The sequence below is a fragment of the Lacticaseibacillus styriensis genome (assembly GCF_030770295.1).
Lineage (GTDB): Bacteria > Bacillota > Bacilli > Lactobacillales > Lactobacillaceae > Lacticaseibacillus > Lacticaseibacillus casei.
Genome location: NZ_CP132483.1, coordinates 1,330,640 through 1,346,109 on the forward strand (window position 1 = coordinate 1,330,640; position 15,470 = coordinate 1,346,109).

Below are 15,470 nucleotides of genomic sequence, written 5' to 3' on the forward strand. Positions count from 1 at the left end.
ACCACCGAGATAACGAACCATAAAAAAACATGGTCGATCTCCTTGGAATGGCCGATATTTCGCACCGCTTGAACCGCAAAATGGCAACAAAGCACCCTTGCTGTGGTTCATTTCTTGCCACAACTCCTAAAACCTTTATGACCGATCGATTTGTTGTGAATACAACAGCTAGCAATAGTTTAGCATAATCAAGAAGGAATGAACAGAGAACGCATTTTGAAGAGGGCAGTTACATGTTGAACAGCAGGATTGGACGGTGCGTAGCGGATTTTAGCGATTACCATTACCACTTTTACACGTCAGCTTCCGCGTTAACACTCACGATTGCGAGTTAAAAAATGAGTCAGCACTTTTCAGAATTTTAGATTAACGGCGATGACTGCCAAATGTTTTTGTCGGATTAGCGAGTTGCGACTGGTTTTAGGTATAATAATGATAGAAGAAACAAAAGTGTTCTCTAGAAGGGGGTGGACGTCATAGCATGGTTTTTAGTCGTCCTGTTACTGGTTGTCGTGGCAATTCTCTTAGCATTTAGGAAACGCTGGCGGCGCAACAAAGCCATTCAAATATTACTTCATCACAGCCAACGATTAACAGATCAAACAATGGCGGCAGCTTTACAGACACTGAACTTTCCCGTCGCTAAGCCGTTGGTGTCAAAACCGATGGCAGACATATGGGGACATGGCATCATGGCATTTTCATATCAATTACCGTTGCAAACAAAAACCCTCAAACAGCAGCCCCTTGAAAAAGCTTTGCAGAACGCAGCCGAAGAATTGGACATTGCAAGTTCGGATCCTGCATTGCCGCCTTTTGTGATTACCGATTTTTTTGTATTGGACGGCCAATTGCATGTCGATGTCGCGTTCATCACCAACCAAGCAACCATTGAGTATGTCCGTGATGTCAATCGCGTGGCGTGAGAGAATGATGTAGAAGGTGCAGCGCACAGTCATTGTTGTTGCGAAAATCATCCTTTGCAGGGACCAAGCGGTTAAAAGGCTGGACCATAACTTATAGCTAAAAGAAAGCATGTGCGAAGGTAAAATTTCCAACTCCCCAGAAACTTCAAAAATGAAAGGAACCGATTCAAGGCTGAAAAATAGTCTTGGATCGGTTCTTCTTTAACGCCATTATACTTTTTAACATCGAGCGGGTTCCGCACTAAGATAATAAGTAACAACACGAACCAGAGAAAATGGGAACAACAACATGGCCATTAAGCGTACAGAAAATTAAGCGCTTTTTTTGAATACTGCCTTTGTCGTACAAGATGTACAGATGTGTTGAAATTATAGGAGGAAACGTACATATGAAAATCGAGAACATCAAAGTCACAGATCCGTTCTGGACCAAGTACAGGACCATCGTCAAAGACAAGCTAATTCCTTACCAGTGGTCAGTCATTAACGACGACAGGGCCATCACGATTGAGAAAGAAAACGCTGGGGCATACGACGCCGTGGAAAAGAGCCATGCTGTTGAGAACCTAAAAATCGCTGCCGGCTTGGCCAAGGGACACTTTTATGGTTTCTGGTTCCAAGATTCCGACGTCTACAAGTGGTTGGAAGCCGTGGCGTATGCTCTTCGATATGCACCGGACAAGAGATTAGAAGGTATCGCCAACAACGTCATCGACATCATTAGCCAAGCTCAGGAGCCGGATGGGTACCTCGACACATACATTCAGATTGAAGCGCCGGAGCATAAATTTACCCACGTGTCCCTGAGCCATGAGCTGTACGTCATGGGCCATTACATTGAAGCCGGGGTTGCCTACTATCAGACGACACATTATCGGAAGGCATTGGACATCGCCAAGAAAATGGGTGACTGCATCGATGCCAACTTTGGACCCGAAGATAAAAAGATGCACGGTTATCCCGGGCACCCGGAAATTGAGTTGGCGCTGGCCAAACTGGCCGACGAAACCGGCGACGTCAAGTACACCCGGGTGGCAAAGTACATGATCGACCAGCGAGGCACCCGGCCCAATAATTTCTTCGAGGAACAGGTTAAGAACGTTCAAGCTAAGAAGATTGAGGACCCCTACTATAGCGATGCCAGCCAGCCGGATCCAGAACCATCTTACTTCCAAAATGACGTGCCTGTTCGAGAAATGACCAGTGTGGAGGGCCACGCCGTCCGGATGGTCTATCTGCTCACCGGTATGGCCCACGTGGCTCGGCAGACCAGGGATGAAAGTCTCTTTGCTGCCAGCCAGCGTCTATGGAAGAACGTTACCCGCCGGCAGATGTATATTACCGGCGGCGTGGGCTCGTCTGCACCCAAGGGCGAAGCCTTCACCTTCGATTACGATTTGCCCAACGACACAGCTTATGCCGAGACCTGCGCTTCTTGTGCGATGTCCTTCTTTGCTAAGCAGATGCGGGATACTTACCAGGATGCCGATTATGGTGATGTGCTGGAGCGGGAACTATATACTGGAGCGGGAACTATATAATGGTACGATTTCGGGCATGTCCCTGGATGGAAAGCATTTCTTCTATGTGAATCCTTTGGAAGTGGATCCCAAGGCCAGCAAGGAAGATCCCATGAAGTCCCATGTTAAAGTGCAGCGCGCCGCTTGGTTTGGCTGCGCCTGCTGCCCGCCGAACCTCGCCCGACTGGTGGCGTCGGTAGATCAGTACATCTACACCGTGACGGAGGATGCGATTTATGCGGATCAGTTCATCGGCAATGAGACCACTTTCGATAACGGGCTAACCATTGAGCAGACCGGCAATTTTCCCTGGTCTGGTGATGTGCAGTTTGCCATCACGGCAAAGAAAACGGTGAAAACGACTGTGGCAATTCGAATTCCTGCTTGGAGTCGTGATCATTACGCGGTGACCGTCAATGGTCAACCGCTGGCTGTGGAACTGGATCAAGGCTACCTGAGGATTAAGAGAAATTGGTCGGGTACAACGCAGATCGCAGTCACGCTAGACATGAGCGTGCAAATGGTCCACGCCGACCCCCGAGTTAAGGACGATGTGGGCAAAACTGCCATCCAGCGCGGGCCGGTGGTCTACACGCTAGAACAAGCAGATAATGGCTGTCAGCTCCAGGCCAATACCCTGCCGGTAACCCCGGCGTTCACCGTCACCCCCGATGATCAAGCCTTTGCGGTGCCGATAGTGAAGATTACCACGACGGCCCTGCACACGGACGCCGCCACGCCGATTGGCAACCTCTACGGTACACCGGCAACCACGCTGACACATAAGAAGCAGCTCACTTTCATCCCGTACTTTGCATGGGCGAATCGAACCCCAGGAGAAATGATGGTCTGGGTGCACCAGATGTAAGGGTGATTCGCGATACCTAATGATTTGGTTCCTCTGGTTGGCTGGGTGAGGTGTAATTTTGCTGTAACACAATCAACACTTCGAATGCTTACCAAAACTAACTGGAACGTGGGGGACGGCAATAATTGCCTGGGGTCACTTATGCTCCGATTTCTAAGGGTTCTTTCATGCTTTGCTTTTCACACTTGCAGCGGTGTGCTAATCTAGTAAAAGAAATGAACGGAGGTACGGATCTTGTATTTAATGAAGGATATCACTCGTGACGGCGCTAAAGTTTTGCGTGAAAGAGCTAAGCCAGTAACGTTTCCTCTTTCTGATGAAGACAAAAAATTGGCTCACGACATGATGGCCTATCTGGTGATTAGTCAAGATGAAGAGCAAAACGAAAAATACCATTTGCGCCCCGGCGTTGGTTTGGCAGCACCGCAAGTCGGCCAGAGCAAAGCGATGGCTGCGGTTCTCGTGCCCGGAGAAAATAACGAAATCCTTTTCAAGGAAGTTTTGATCAATCCGCGGATCATCAGCAACAGCGTACAGCACGCTGCTCTTGCTGAAGGTGAAGGCTGCTTGTCTGTTGATAAAGATATTCCCGGTTATGTCGTTCGCGCCGATCGCATCACGATTGCTTATCAAAACGAGGCCGGAGAACATAAAAAAGTCCGCCTTAAGAACTATCCTGCCATTGTGTGCCAGCACGAGATTGACCACTTGAATGGTGTTTTGTTTTACGACCACATCAATAAGGAACATCCCTTCTCAATCGATCCAAATGCTGTTTTGATTCATTAAAACAGCTGAATTTTCATTGCGGTCGGCACAATTGTGGAAGAGGGTGCGTGTTATTGTTGACATCCCTCTTTTCATCGGCTACTATAGATTACGGTAAATAAATACGGTGCTTTCCGTTAGGTGAGGCTCCTATACGAACAATGTTGCTGCTCAGAAACATCGAGAGATGCCAATTGAGTCAACTGCGTTTGCCCATTAAGGCTTACGCTAACGCAACTGAAGCTCGCTTCTAGGCGTATAGTGCTAAAACTAAACGATTGGGATGCTATTTCTGCACGTCCTCAATCGGCGTGCAGTTTTTTTATCTGAGGGAAAGTAGAAAAGGTGGTGAGCATAATGGAACAATCTTCAAAGAGTAGCGGTAGTAGCAGCGATTTAGCGGATCCCGGAAGGCCCATTATGCTGCCGCTACGATCTCTTAAGTGAAATTAATGGATTTGGCAGCATCGCGGCTCTTTTCGGGATATACGGAAAGGAGTTTGTCGATGTTGATGATGATATCAAGCGGCCTGACGCGCTATGAAGCGCAAAGGGCTCAAAAAGCAGTGACATCCCACCAGAATCCGATCAGCAAGACAAAACTCTTTTTGCCTTTGCTGGCGGTACTGGCTGGTGTGAGCAGCCTAATTAGCTTTGTCAGTCACAACTGGCTTTTAACTGCTATCATTGCGATACTGCTTGGATTTTTGATGGCTGTGGTCGTTTATTTGATCACAGCGTTGACTCGGCATCAAAGCAATCCCCAACAATCAGTGTTGGTCGTGCGTGAAGGACTGGTTCGTCAGGTTCAAGCGCAAGACCTTGTCGTTGGTGATGTTTTGATGCTGACAGCGGGAGAAAAACTGCCTGTTGATGTTGCATTGTCCCCTGAAGCGCACGTAACCTTGCCAAGTGACATGGCCGGGCTGCTGGTTTTGTTGAATCAGCGGGTGCCTGCTGGAGTGGGCGTAGCTGGTGCCGTGATGGCAACCGACGCCCAAGCGACTGTGACTGCAGTTTGGAATAATGGTCTACTGGACCGTGCGTTAATGCAGCTTGCGAATCAATCCACAAATCTAGCGTCAACTTCACTTGTAATGAGTGCGGTTACCGCTATAACGCTTGCGTTGAAACAGATTTGCTGTGTGGCTCGCATGACTGTATCAGTTCTCCCAGCAGAGTTGTTCAAAAGCAAACAAATAAATCGTGCAGTGCAAATTCATTTAGATGTGGATTTTGCACGCCACGCCACCTTGGTTGGCGCCATGAAACATCATAGTAAAACCAGTGATTTCTGGCACAACCAAGATCCGGTCTCGTGATGCACGGACAATGTTTTGAAGATGAAGAGGCACGCGATTGTGAAACGACGTGCTTTTTTTGTGTCTTAATAAAAGGGGCCGCCTGTTATAGTCTGACAATGACATAACGGGCGGCTTTTTTTCGTAAAAAGTACTTCTTGTGTACCTTGAAATAAAACGCTTGCAACGACAATTTTGCAATGTTACGCTTTGTTTGTAAAGATTTTCATTAGTACAGTTTTCCTGGGTTAATAACTACAGGAATGGAAAGAGGTTCTGATTATGGCAAAACAGCATGCTGCAGTTGATTTTAAACGACTGCTAGACAATCAAGATGCCGATTTTAAGCCGACGATCCAGATTCTGGATGAGGTTGGCAAAGTCGTCAATCCTGATATCATGCCCGATCTCAGTGATGATCAGTTGGTTGATTTGATGTCCAAGATGGTTTGGCAACGGGTGCTTGATCAACGGGCAACAGCGCTAAACCGGCAAGGACGTTTAGGATTTTATGCGCCGAGTGCAGGCGAAGAGGCCAGCATGATTGGCAGTCATGCGGCAATGAAAAAAGAAGATTGGCTGCTGCCAGCCTACCGTGATTTACCGCAGCTGATCCAACATGGCCTGCCACTGGACAAGGCATTTTTGTGGTCGCGTGGTCATGTCGCAGGTAACGAATATCCAGAAGATTTTCATGCACTGCCACCACAAATCATTATTGGTGCGCAGTATGTGCAGACTGCTGGTGTTGCGCTTGGCTTGAAGAAAAATGGCAGCGATGAAGTCGCCTTTACGTATACCGGTGATGGTGGTACGTCACAGGGGGATTTCTATGAAGGCGTTAACTTTGCCGGACACTTTAAAGCACCGGCACTCTTCATCGTTCAAGACAACGGCTTCGCGATTTCCGTTCCGCGTGCCAATCAGACGGCGGCCAAGACGCTGGCTCAAAAAGCAGTGGCTGCCGGGGTTCCCGGCGTGCAGGTTGACGGTATGGACGCACTGGCCGTTTATGAAGTTACCAAGGAAGCCAGAGCTTGGGCTGCGGCTGGCAATGGTCCGGTTTTGATTGAAACACTGACTTATCGGTATGGTCCGCATACGTTATCCGGCGATGATCCGACACGCTACCGTTCAAAGGAAACAGATGAATTGTGGCAGAAACGTGATCCGTTGATTCGAATGCGTAACTTCCTAACCGATAAAGGTCTCTGGGACAAGGACAAGGAAGACACCTTGATCGAAAAGGTTAAAGACGATATTAAGAATGCCATTAACGAAGCCGATAAGGCACCACAGCAAACGGTATCGCGGTTCCTGAAAGATACCTATGAAGAATCACCGCAGAATGTGGCTGAACAACTGGCAGAATTTCAAGGAAAGGAGTCGAAGTAACCATGGCACAAAAAACAATGATCCAAGCCATCACTGATGCGCTTGATGTTGAGTTGGCGAACGACCCTAAAACCTTGGTATTCGGCGAAGATGTTGGTAAAAACGGTGGGGTCTTCCGGGCAACGGATGGCTTGCAGGCTAAACACGGTGAGGATCGTGTCTTTGATACGCCACTTGCCGAGTCAGGCATTAGTGGTTTGGCCATTGGATTGGCATTAACCGGCTGGCGGCCGATTCCGGAAATCCAGTTCTTTGGGTTCGTTTTTGAAACCATGGATAGTATTGGCGGTCAGATGTCGCGGATGCGGTATCGGATGGGTGGTACGCGGTCCATGCCGATTACCATTCGGGCACCATTTGGCGGTGGGGTTCATACACCGGAAATGCACAGTGATAACTTTGAAGGCTTGATCGCCCAGTTCCCGGGCATGCGGGTTGTTATTCCAAGCAACCCATATGATGCTAAAGGTTTGCTGATTAGTTCCATTCGCAGCAATGACCCAGTGTTATTCCTTGAACACATGAAACTTTACCGGTCGTTCCGTCAGGATGTTCCAGAAGGGACTTACACGGTGCCGCTGGATAAGGCAGCGGTAACGCGTGAAGGAACCGACGTGTCGATCATCACTTATGGTGCGATGGTTCGTGAAGCGCTCAAGGCGGCTGATAATTTAGCTAAAGATGGCATCAATGCTGAAATTGTTGATTTAAGGACCATTGCCCCACTTGATGTTGAGACTATTATTGCATCGGTTAAGAAAACACATAAGGCAGTGGTCGTTCAAGAGGCTCAGCGGATGGCCGGTGTTGCCGCCAACGTTATCAGTGAAATTTCTGAACGGGCAATTCTGTCACTTGAGGCACCGATCGGTCGGGTTGCGGCTCCTGATACGCCGTTCCCATTTGGTCAAGCCGAAAACATTTGGCTGCCAAATGCCAAGGATATTGAAGCTAAAGTTCGGGAAACCGTTAATTTCTAGAGAGAAGAGGTGCCAACATGGCTTTTGAATTCAAACTGCCAGAACTTGGCGAAGGTTTGGCAGAAGGTGAAATCGTCAAGTGGGACGTTAAACCTGGTGATGAAATCAAGGAGGATGACACCCTTCTTGAAGTTCAGAGTGATAAAAGTGTCGAAGAAATTCCGTCGCCAGTATCCGGGAAAATTTTAAAGATTTTGGTACCGGAAGGTGAAACAGCTTCAGTCGGTGATTTATTGGTTGAAATTGATGATGGTTCAGGTGCGCCTGCCCAGTCAGCAGCACCGGCAGCTTCTACCGCTGGACCGGCTGCACCTGCGCCGACCGCCGCTAAGTCGGTGTATCAGTTTAAGCTTCCGGAATTAGGCGAAGGCTTGGCAGAAGGCGAAATCGTCAAGTGGGACGTTAAGCCTGGTGATGAAATCAAGGAGGATGATACTCTTCTTGAAGTTCAGAGTGACAAGAGTGTCGAAGAAATTCCATCTCCGGTTACCGGAACAGTTGTCAAGATTCTGGTTCCTGAAGGGGAAACGGCATCTGTTGGCGACGCCTTGGTTGATATTGATGCTCCGGGCCATAACGATACGCCAGTTGCCGGTGAACCGGCAGCTACACCGGCAACAAGTGCTGCTGGGACAGAGACTGCTTCCGCACCAAACCCAGCAGCGGGTGCCGTGCCAGCCATAACAGATCCAAATCGCGAAATTTTGGCAATGCCTTCTGTTCGGCAATACGCGCGTGAACAAGGCGTTGATATTTCGCAAGTGCCTGCAACCGGTAAGCATGGCCGCATTACCAAAGCTGACGTTGATGCGTTTAAGGCAGGTGCTTCAACCACAGCAGCAGCTCCGGCACAACCAGCACAAGCGGCAGCTAAGTCTGCTCCGGCACAAGCAGCACCGGCAGCACCAAAGCCACAACCTGTTGCACCATATGTTTCAAGCAGTAGCGAAGCCGAACTTGAAACGCGTGAAAAGATGACGCCAACGCGTAAGGCAATTGCGAAGGCAATGTTGTCATCCAAGCAGCGAAGCCCACATGTCACGAGCTTTGATGAAGTCGAAGTTTCTAAGTTGATGGCTCACCGCAAGAAATACAAGCAGTATGCGGCTGATAAAGGCATTAAGCTGACCTTCTTGCCATACATCGTCAAGGCATTGGTCACCGTCTTGCGTGAGTATCCTGAGTTTAATGCGTCTATTGACGATACCACCGATGAAATTGTCTACAAGCATTATTTCAACATCGGGATTGCAACCAACACGGATCATGGCTTGTACGTGCCGGTTATCAAGAACGCCGATGCGAAGAGTATGTTTGAAATTGCCAAAGAGATCAGTGACAATGCGCAGAAGGCATATGACAGCAAATTGAAGCCAGATGAAATGCGTGGCGGTTCCATGACCATCAGTAATGTCGGATCAATTGGCGGCGGCTGGTTCACACCGGTTATTAATCAGCCGGAAGTTGCAATTCTTGGTGTTGGTAAAATTGCCAAGGAACCATACGTCAATGCTGATAACGAAATTGTTGTCGGTAATCTGCTGAAGCTGAGTTTGAGTTATGATCACCGTCTAATTGATGGTGCGCTGGCGCAAACAGCATTGAATCTGATGGACAAATTGTTGGCGGATCCTGATCTGCTGTTGATGGAGGGATAAGTATGGTTGTAGGCGATTTTGCAATCGATTTGGATACTGTTGTAATTGGCTCCGGCCCCGGCGGCTATGTTGCTGCCATTCGTGCTGCTGAAATGGGCCAGAAAGTTACCGTGATCGAAAGTACTTTCATCGGCGGTGTTTGTTTGAATGTTGGCTGTATTCCATCAAAAGCATTGATTAATGCTGGGCATCGTTATCAAGAAGCTTTGGACGCCAGCACGTTCGGCATTAACGCTAAGGGTGCGGATCTTGACTTCAAAAAGACGCAGGACTGGAAGCAAAATAAGGTTGTTCACACCTTAACCAGCGGTGTTTCAATGTTGTTCAAGAAGCACAAGATTGATTCAATCATGGGTACTGCTTTCTTAAAAGATGACCATAGTTTACGGGTCATGCAAAAGGATTCTGCCCAAACGTACACCTTCAAAAACCTGATTATCGCAACCGGCAGTCGGCCGATTGAAATTAAGGGCTTTAAATTTGGTAAACGAATTCTTGATTCGACCGGTGGCTTGAATTTACCGGAGGTTCCAAAAGAATTCGTTGTTATCGGTGGTGGCTACATCGGTTCTGAATTGGCAAGCGCTTATGCAAACTTAGGTGCACATGTCACGATCCTTGAAGGGACCAGTTCGATTCTGCCGAACTTTGAAAAGGATATGGTTCAGTTGGTATTGAACTCCTTTAAGAAGCGCGGTGTCACGGTTATCACGAATGCGATGGCCAAAGAAGCTGAAGATACCGGTAACGGTGTCAAGGTCACTTATACCGCTGATGGCAAAGAACAGACGCTGGCCGCTGACTATGTCATGGTCACTGTCGGACGTCGGCCAAATACGGATGATTTAGGATTGGACATTGTCGGCATTGAAACGACTGATCGCGGTTTGATCAAGGTTGATGCGCAAGGCCGCACTAACAAACCAAACATCTACGCAATTGGCGATGTTGTTCCGGGTGCAGCGTTAGCCCATAAGGCCAGCTACGAAGGTAAGGTAGCTGCTGAAGCGATCAGCGGCAAAGCGAGTGCGGTTGACTATAAAGCAATGCCGGCTGTTTGTTTCACAGATCCTGAGCTTGCAACGACTGGCATGACGCTTGCAGAAGCCAAAGCCAAGGGCATCAAAGCCAAGGCAAGCAAGTTCCCATTCGCTGCTAATGGCCGCGCCTTGAGTTTGGCCCAAACAGAAGGCTTTGTCCGTCTTGTCACCAATGAAGACGGCACGGTTATTGGTGGTCAGGTAGCCGGCGCCGGCGCCAGTGATTTGATTTCCGAGCTGACTGTGGCTGTCGAAGGCGGTCTGAACGTCGAGGATTTGGCGCTGACCATTCACCCGCATCCGACCTTAAGCGAAACGATCATGGACGATGCCGAAGTTGCATTAGGCTTACCAATCAATATTTAGCAGCTGGATCGGTCATTGTCAGAATTAGTTTTAGTTTCGGGTCACAATTTCTAGGATCACTAAGCAGACACTGGATTTTCACCAGTGTCTTTTTTTGTGCACACTTTTTAAAAGACTAATCTTGCTAACTTTGAAAATTCAGGGCAATTTATGACCACCAGACAGAAGATAACAACGGTATTTTCATATGAGAAGGCGTTAATATTTCAGTTAGTTAACAATTGCACCTAAAGTCCTTTTTAATTTTGTCTTAAGATTGCGCTTCCGCTAGAATATAGGTAACGCAACTGAGGGGAAGGGGTTTCATGCAAAGAGTCGTCGTTCACGGAGCCAGTTGTAGTACACAAGCACTTTTGCAAACGTTAATTGCGTCACCACTTGATCTGGAAATTGGTTGCTACGAGCCGGATGCGGCATTGGTGGATGTCGCCGGTTTGACGGCACTGAGTCAAATTTGCCACAATACGTTTATCAAGGTAACCCCGAAAGTTCTCAAAACGGCGGATGTGTTGATTCTAACTGATACCGAAACGCCGGATGATGAAAACTTTGTGGCGACCAACATTGCCTCAATTCGTAAGGTTCTGAATTCAGCGATGGCAGCAGGCTTTACGGGTCGGGTTGTCGTGGCGATGACGCATGATGAACGCTTCACTTATTTTGCCCAGCGGTTCTCCGGGCTGAATAAACGGCAGGTTGTCGGATTAGGGACTTTCGGTGCGACGTGGCGCTTTGAACAATTCTTAGCGGATCGACTGGCTGTCCCAGCCACACAAGTAACGGCCTATGTCGTTGGCACCAGTCAGTCACCAGTATTGATCTGGAGCCGAGCCTATGTCGGGGCAACGCCAATACTGCGGTTACTAAATGATGACCAAGCCGTTTTTACCGAAGCGGCTTCGGCTGTTCATGCCTTTTTGGCAAGCGCCTTGACCGTTTTGGTGGGTCGGCTTGTAGAACCGATTCTGGCTGCGTTTGCTGGCGAAAAGCTCATTGGGACATTCGCACATCTGCGAGATTCTGACGATGAAACCGGACAAGTTGACAGCTCACCGATTTTGTTGGACGAACGTGGCGTGGTCACACTGGCGACAGTTGCGGGGTCCGATGATGAAGAGGCGGCTTTGAGCACAGCAATTCAAGCTGTTCAAGCCGAAATCGAAGCAATCGAACAAGGAGCAGATAAAAATGAAACCTAATTACAGCTATCCACTAGACCTTGACTGGACAACTGACGAAAAAATTAAAGTGACGACTTTCTTTGCACTCGTTGAAGATGCGTATGAGCATGGCGTCGATCGGGATAACCTGTTGGCAGCCTACCGTGGATTCAAACAGGTGGTACCGGATAAAGGCACTGAACGTCAACTGGATCGGGAGTTTGAAGCACTGTCCGGCTATTCCATGTATACTGTTGTACAGATGGCGCGCCAAGGTGTGAGCCAAAAGATTAAGGTGAAGGTGAGTTAAGTATGACGCAAGATCCAGAAAAACTACGGCAAACCCTGATCAGCTGGTTTGCGGAAAGTCGGAAGCAAATTTTAGCGGAAATGGCGAAACCATTAGATGTCGCGCGTAAAAGTAATCGCAATGATTTGGTCACCAATGTCGATAAAGCTAACCAGCAATTTCTAATTGATCACATCAAAGCCGAGTATCCGACAGCACGGATTATCGGCGAGGAAGGCCATGCCCATGATGATACGGATCTCAACGGATTGGTCTTTTTTGTCGATCCGATTGACGGTACGATGAATTTTGTCAAACAGCAGGCTCATTTCGCGATCATGATTGGTGTTTATCGTGACGGACAACCGGTTGTCGGGGCAATTATGGACGTCATGCGTAATGAGGTGCTGAGTGGCGGACCGGAAATACCTGTTACGTTTGCGGGACGAACATTGACAAAATTACCGGATTTGCAACTGAAAGACGGGTTGTTGGGTGTGACCGGTCCAATGACGATCAAGAATCGGCTACATTTAGGTGATATTGCGTTGGCAAGTTCCGGGCCGAGAATGAGTGGCAGTGCTGGCATGGAGTTTATCGAAATCGCGTTAGGCCGACAACTTGGCTACGTTTCATATTTGCAGCCTTGGGATGTGGCGGCCGGCATGGCGATTACAAAGGGTCTGGGTGTTCAATTCAGTCGCGAAGATGGTTCACCGATTGATCTGCGTCAACCAGGCGTCGTTGTGGCTGCCACACCGCAGGCGCATCGCACGATTCTTACAATGATGGCTGGCGAGTGATTTCAAGCCACAATAAGTAGCGCTCACAAACGAGCAACGATGACCGGCGACTGTTCGAGACGCCGGTTTTTCGTCTATTTATTAGCCTAACAGCGGTTCTTTTACGAAAATTCAGCTAAAATGGCTGCGTGAAGCAATTCACTTTTCAGAAAATCCAGACAGATTGGGTAGAGTGTGTTATAATTCAAAATCGTATAACTGTGTCAGTTGCTGGCACTTTTTTAATGTGGTAAGCGGCCTGTAGTGCCAGCAGAAAGGAAGTAGAAACGTGAAAACACGTGACGATATTCGCAATATTGCGATCATTGCCCACGTTGACCATGGTAAGACAACTTTGGTTAACGAGATGCTTAAACAATCGGATACACTTGATCAACACATTCAATTACAAGATCGGGCGATGGATACCAACGCCATTGAAAAGGAACGTGGTATCACCATCCTGAGTAAAAACACGGCGGTGAAGTATGGCGATACAACGATCAACATTCTTGATACCCCGGGACATGCCGACTTTGGCGGTGAAGTAGAACGGGTTATGAAGATGGTTGACGGGGTTTTGCTGGTTGTCGATGCCTTTGAGGGCCCGATGCCGCAAACGCGCTTTGTTTTGAAGAAGGCACTGGAACAGCATTTAACGCCTATTGTAGTTATCAACAAGGTTGACCGTCCGGGTGCCCGTCCAGAAGAAGTCGTGGACGAAGTACTTGAATTGTTCATCGAATTAGGTGCCGATGATGCGCAGTTGGAATTTCCTGTGGTCTATGCTTCCGCCGTTAACGGGACTTCCAGTATGGATTCCGACCTGTCAACGCAAAAGCATACGATGAACCCGCTTTTTGATACCATTATCAAAACAATTCCTGCGCCAATCGATAATAGTGACGAACCGTTGCAATTCCAGGTGGCCATGCTGGATTATAACGATTATGTTGGCCGAATCGGTATTGGCCGGATTTTCCGCGGCAAGATTAAAATCGGCGACAATGTTACCGTTATGAAATTGGATGGTTCGCAAAAGAACTTCCGCGTGACGAAATTATTTGGTTTCTTCGGGTTAACCCGGACTGAAATCAATTCCGCCAAAGCCGGAGATCTGATTGCCGTTTCCGGGATGGATGACATTTTTGTCGGTGAAACCGTGACGGCTGCCGACACGCCAGAAGCGTTACCGATTTTGCGGATTGACGAACCGACGCTGCAAATGATGTTTGTGGCCAATGACAGCCCGTTTGCCGGTCGCGAAGGTAAAAATGTCACTGCGCGCAAACTGGAAGAACGCTTGAAGTCCCAGTTGCAGACTGATGTATCGTTACGTGTTGACGATACCGATCAGGCTGGTGCCTGGATGGTTTCCGGTCGTGGGGAACTGCATCTGTCCATTTTGGTTGAAGAAATGCGGCGTGAAGGATTCGAGCTACAACTCGGCCGGCCAGAAGTTATCTATCGCGATATCGATGGCGTGATGATGGAACCGTTTGAAAACGTACAGATCGATACGCCGGAACAATATACCGGTACGGTTATCGATGCGATGAGCCAACGTAAAGGCGAAATGCAGAACATGGAAAATGAAGGCAACGGGCAAACGCGCCTCACTTTCCTGGCACCTTCCCGTGGCTTAATCGGCTACTCGACTGAATTTCTGTCTTCGACTGGCGGTTACGGGATCATGAACCACACCTTCGAAAAGTATGCGCCGGTTATCAAGAACTGGGAACCTGGTCGTACTCAAGGCGCTTTGGTTTCGATCAACGCCGGTACTGCTACCACTTATAGCTTGCAGTCGGTTGAAGATCGTGGGCAATTGTTCATCAATGCCGGAACCGAAGTTTATGAAGGCATGATTGTTGGCCAAAACTCCCGCGAAAATGACATTGCTGTCAATGTCACCAAGGGGAAGAACCTGACCAATACCCGTGCTGCCGGGAAAGATCACGCAGCTGCGATCAAGACGCCAAAGAAAATGACGCTTGAAGAATCCATCGAATTCTTGAATGATGATGAATATTGCGAGGTAACGCCAAAGAACATTCGCTTACGTAAGAAGATCCTGAACACAGGCGAACGTCAAAAGGCAGCCAAGCGTAAGAAGATTGCTGCATCTAAATAGTTTATTTTCTGAAAACCGCTAATTTTGGCGGTTTTTTCTTTGGCATAAATAGGCGAGTAGTGCAGTAAAAAATGGTAATGACCTGCAGCGAGGCCGACAAACCGGCTGTTTTCGAACCGTCCCGTTGCACTAATTCAGAAAAAATAGCTGCCAATTCTCACGCTTGGTGTGCATAAAATCAAGTTAAAACAAGTTAAACTTAGCAATAACTGTCTTTAAAGCGCCTTGGCGGTCGTAGTCGGTATGCTATAATAAATCCAATCATTGCTTGAAAGGCCGCGTT

13 protein-coding genes and 1 riboswitch are annotated in these 15,470 nt (G+C 48.2%); all 13 genes read left to right on the forward strand.

The genetic code is table 11. The features are described from left to right. Nucleotides 1-476: 476 nt before the first annotated feature. The 13 genes from LACSTY_RS06460 to typA all read left to right on the forward strand — a co-directional run bounded on the left by LACSTY_RS06460 (nucleotide 477) and on the right by typA (nucleotide 15,187). Nucleotides 477-926: a hypothetical protein gene (locus tag LACSTY_RS06460; RefSeq protein ID WP_087913252.1), complete on the forward strand. Its 450-nt coding sequence runs from the start codon at nucleotides 477-479 to the stop codon at nucleotides 924-926. A 389-nt stretch (nucleotides 927-1,315) separates the two neighbouring features. Continuing rightward, complete coding sequence (locus LACSTY_RS06465; protein ID WP_250645001.1) at nucleotides 1,316-2,467, forward strand: glycoside hydrolase family 127 protein; 1,152 nt, start codon at nucleotides 1,316-1,318, stop codon at nucleotides 2,465-2,467. Continuing rightward, nucleotides 2,409-3,314 carry a beta-L-arabinofuranosidase domain-containing protein gene (locus tag LACSTY_RS06470; protein WP_250645002.1) on the forward strand — a complete coding sequence of 302 codons (906 nt, stop codon included), beginning with the start codon at nucleotides 2,409-2,411 and terminating at the stop codon, nucleotides 3,312-3,314. The genes LACSTY_RS06465 and LACSTY_RS06470 overlap by 59 nt, the downstream gene beginning before the upstream one ends. A 234-nt stretch (nucleotides 3,315-3,548) precedes the next feature. Beyond that, nucleotides 3,549-4,103: a peptide deformylase gene (gene def / locus LACSTY_RS06475; RefSeq protein WP_010488607.1), complete on the forward strand. Its 555-nt coding sequence runs from the start codon at nucleotides 3,549-3,551 to the stop codon at nucleotides 4,101-4,103. 105 nt (nucleotides 4,104-4,208) lie between these two features. After that, nucleotides 4,209-4,372, forward strand: a riboswitch (M-box (ykoK) riboswitch). A 216-nt stretch (nucleotides 4,373-4,588) separates the two neighbouring features. After that, nucleotides 4,589-5,404, forward strand: coding sequence for a P-type ATPase actuator domain-containing protein (locus LACSTY_RS06480; protein ID WP_087912074.1), 816 nt, complete (start codon nucleotides 4,589-4,591; stop codon nucleotides 5,402-5,404). A 261-nt stretch (nucleotides 5,405-5,665) separates the two neighbouring features. Next, nucleotides 5,666-6,778 carry a pyruvate dehydrogenase (acetyl-transferring) E1 component subunit alpha gene (pdhA, locus tag LACSTY_RS06485; protein WP_087912075.1) on the forward strand — a complete coding sequence of 371 codons (1,113 nt, stop codon included), beginning with the start codon at nucleotides 5,666-5,668 and terminating at the stop codon, nucleotides 6,776-6,778. A gap of 2 nt (nucleotides 6,779-6,780) precedes the next feature. Beyond that, nucleotides 6,781-7,758 carry an alpha-ketoacid dehydrogenase subunit beta gene (locus LACSTY_RS06490; RefSeq protein ID WP_010488601.1) on the forward strand — a complete coding sequence of 326 codons (978 nt, stop codon included), beginning with the start codon at nucleotides 6,781-6,783 and terminating at the stop codon, nucleotides 7,756-7,758. Between the two features lie 17 nt (nucleotides 7,759-7,775). Next, nucleotides 7,776-9,416, forward strand: a complete 1,641-nt coding sequence (locus tag LACSTY_RS06495) for a dihydrolipoyllysine-residue acetyltransferase (protein ID WP_087912076.1) — start codon at nucleotides 7,776-7,778, stop codon at nucleotides 9,414-9,416. Between the two features lie 2 nt (nucleotides 9,417-9,418). After that, the gene (gene lpdA, locus LACSTY_RS06500) at nucleotides 9,419-10,822 is read left to right on the forward strand and encodes a dihydrolipoyl dehydrogenase (protein ID WP_087912077.1); all 1,404 of its coding nucleotides are present in this window, start codon (nucleotides 9,419-9,421) and stop codon (nucleotides 10,820-10,822) included. A 305-nt stretch (nucleotides 10,823-11,127) separates the two neighbouring features. Further along, nucleotides 11,128-12,021, forward strand: a complete 894-nt coding sequence (locus LACSTY_RS06505) for a Rossmann-fold NAD(P)-binding domain-containing protein (RefSeq protein WP_087912078.1) — start codon at nucleotides 11,128-11,130, stop codon at nucleotides 12,019-12,021. Further along, on the forward strand, nucleotides 12,011-12,292 hold the full coding sequence (locus LACSTY_RS06510; protein ID WP_010488593.1) for a UPF0223 family protein: 282 nt from the start codon (nucleotides 12,011-12,013) through the stop codon (nucleotides 12,290-12,292). The genes LACSTY_RS06505 and LACSTY_RS06510 overlap by 11 nt, the downstream gene beginning before the upstream one ends. A gap of 2 nt (nucleotides 12,293-12,294) precedes the next feature. Next, complete coding sequence (locus LACSTY_RS06515; protein WP_025012969.1) at nucleotides 12,295-13,074, forward strand: inositol monophosphatase family protein; 780 nt, start codon at nucleotides 12,295-12,297, stop codon at nucleotides 13,072-13,074. A 268-nt stretch (nucleotides 13,075-13,342) separates the two neighbouring features. Beyond that, the gene (gene typA, locus LACSTY_RS06520; protein ID WP_010488589.1) at nucleotides 13,343-15,187 is read left to right on the forward strand and encodes a translational GTPase TypA; all 1,845 of its coding nucleotides are present in this window, start codon (nucleotides 13,343-13,345) and stop codon (nucleotides 15,185-15,187) included. Nucleotides 15,188-15,470 lie beyond the last annotated feature (283 nt).

What these genes read in the sequence shown, in the direction of transcription:
- lpdA (WP_087912077.1), top strand. Translation starts at nt 9,419, where the DNA reads ATGGTTGTAGGCGATTTTGCAATCGATTTGGATACTGTTGTAATTGGC.
- pdhA (WP_087912075.1), top strand. Translation starts at nt 5,666, where the DNA reads ATGGCAAAACAGCATGCTGCAGTTGATTTTAAACGACTGCTAGACAAT.
- LACSTY_RS06470 (WP_250645002.1), top strand. Translation starts at nt 2,409, where the DNA reads ATGCCGATTATGGTGATGTGCTGGAGCGGGAACTATATACTGGAGCGG.
- LACSTY_RS06495 (WP_087912076.1), top strand. Translation starts at nt 7,776, where the DNA reads ATGGCTTTTGAATTCAAACTGCCAGAACTTGGCGAAGGTTTGGCAGAA.
- LACSTY_RS06505 (WP_087912078.1), top strand. Translation starts at nt 11,128, where the DNA reads ATGCAAAGAGTCGTCGTTCACGGAGCCAGTTGTAGTACACAAGCACTT.
- LACSTY_RS06510 (WP_010488593.1), top strand. Translation starts at nt 12,011, where the DNA reads ATGAAACCTAATTACAGCTATCCACTAGACCTTGACTGGACAACTGAC.
- LACSTY_RS06490 (WP_010488601.1), top strand. Translation starts at nt 6,781, where the DNA reads ATGGCACAAAAAACAATGATCCAAGCCATCACTGATGCGCTTGATGTT.
- LACSTY_RS06515 (WP_025012969.1), top strand. Translation starts at nt 12,295, where the DNA reads ATGACGCAAGATCCAGAAAAACTACGGCAAACCCTGATCAGCTGGTTT.
- LACSTY_RS06480 (WP_087912074.1), top strand. Translation starts at nt 4,589, where the DNA reads ATGTTGATGATGATATCAAGCGGCCTGACGCGCTATGAAGCGCAAAGG.
- LACSTY_RS06465 (WP_250645001.1), top strand. Translation starts at nt 1,316, where the DNA reads ATGAAAATCGAGAACATCAAAGTCACAGATCCGTTCTGGACCAAGTAC.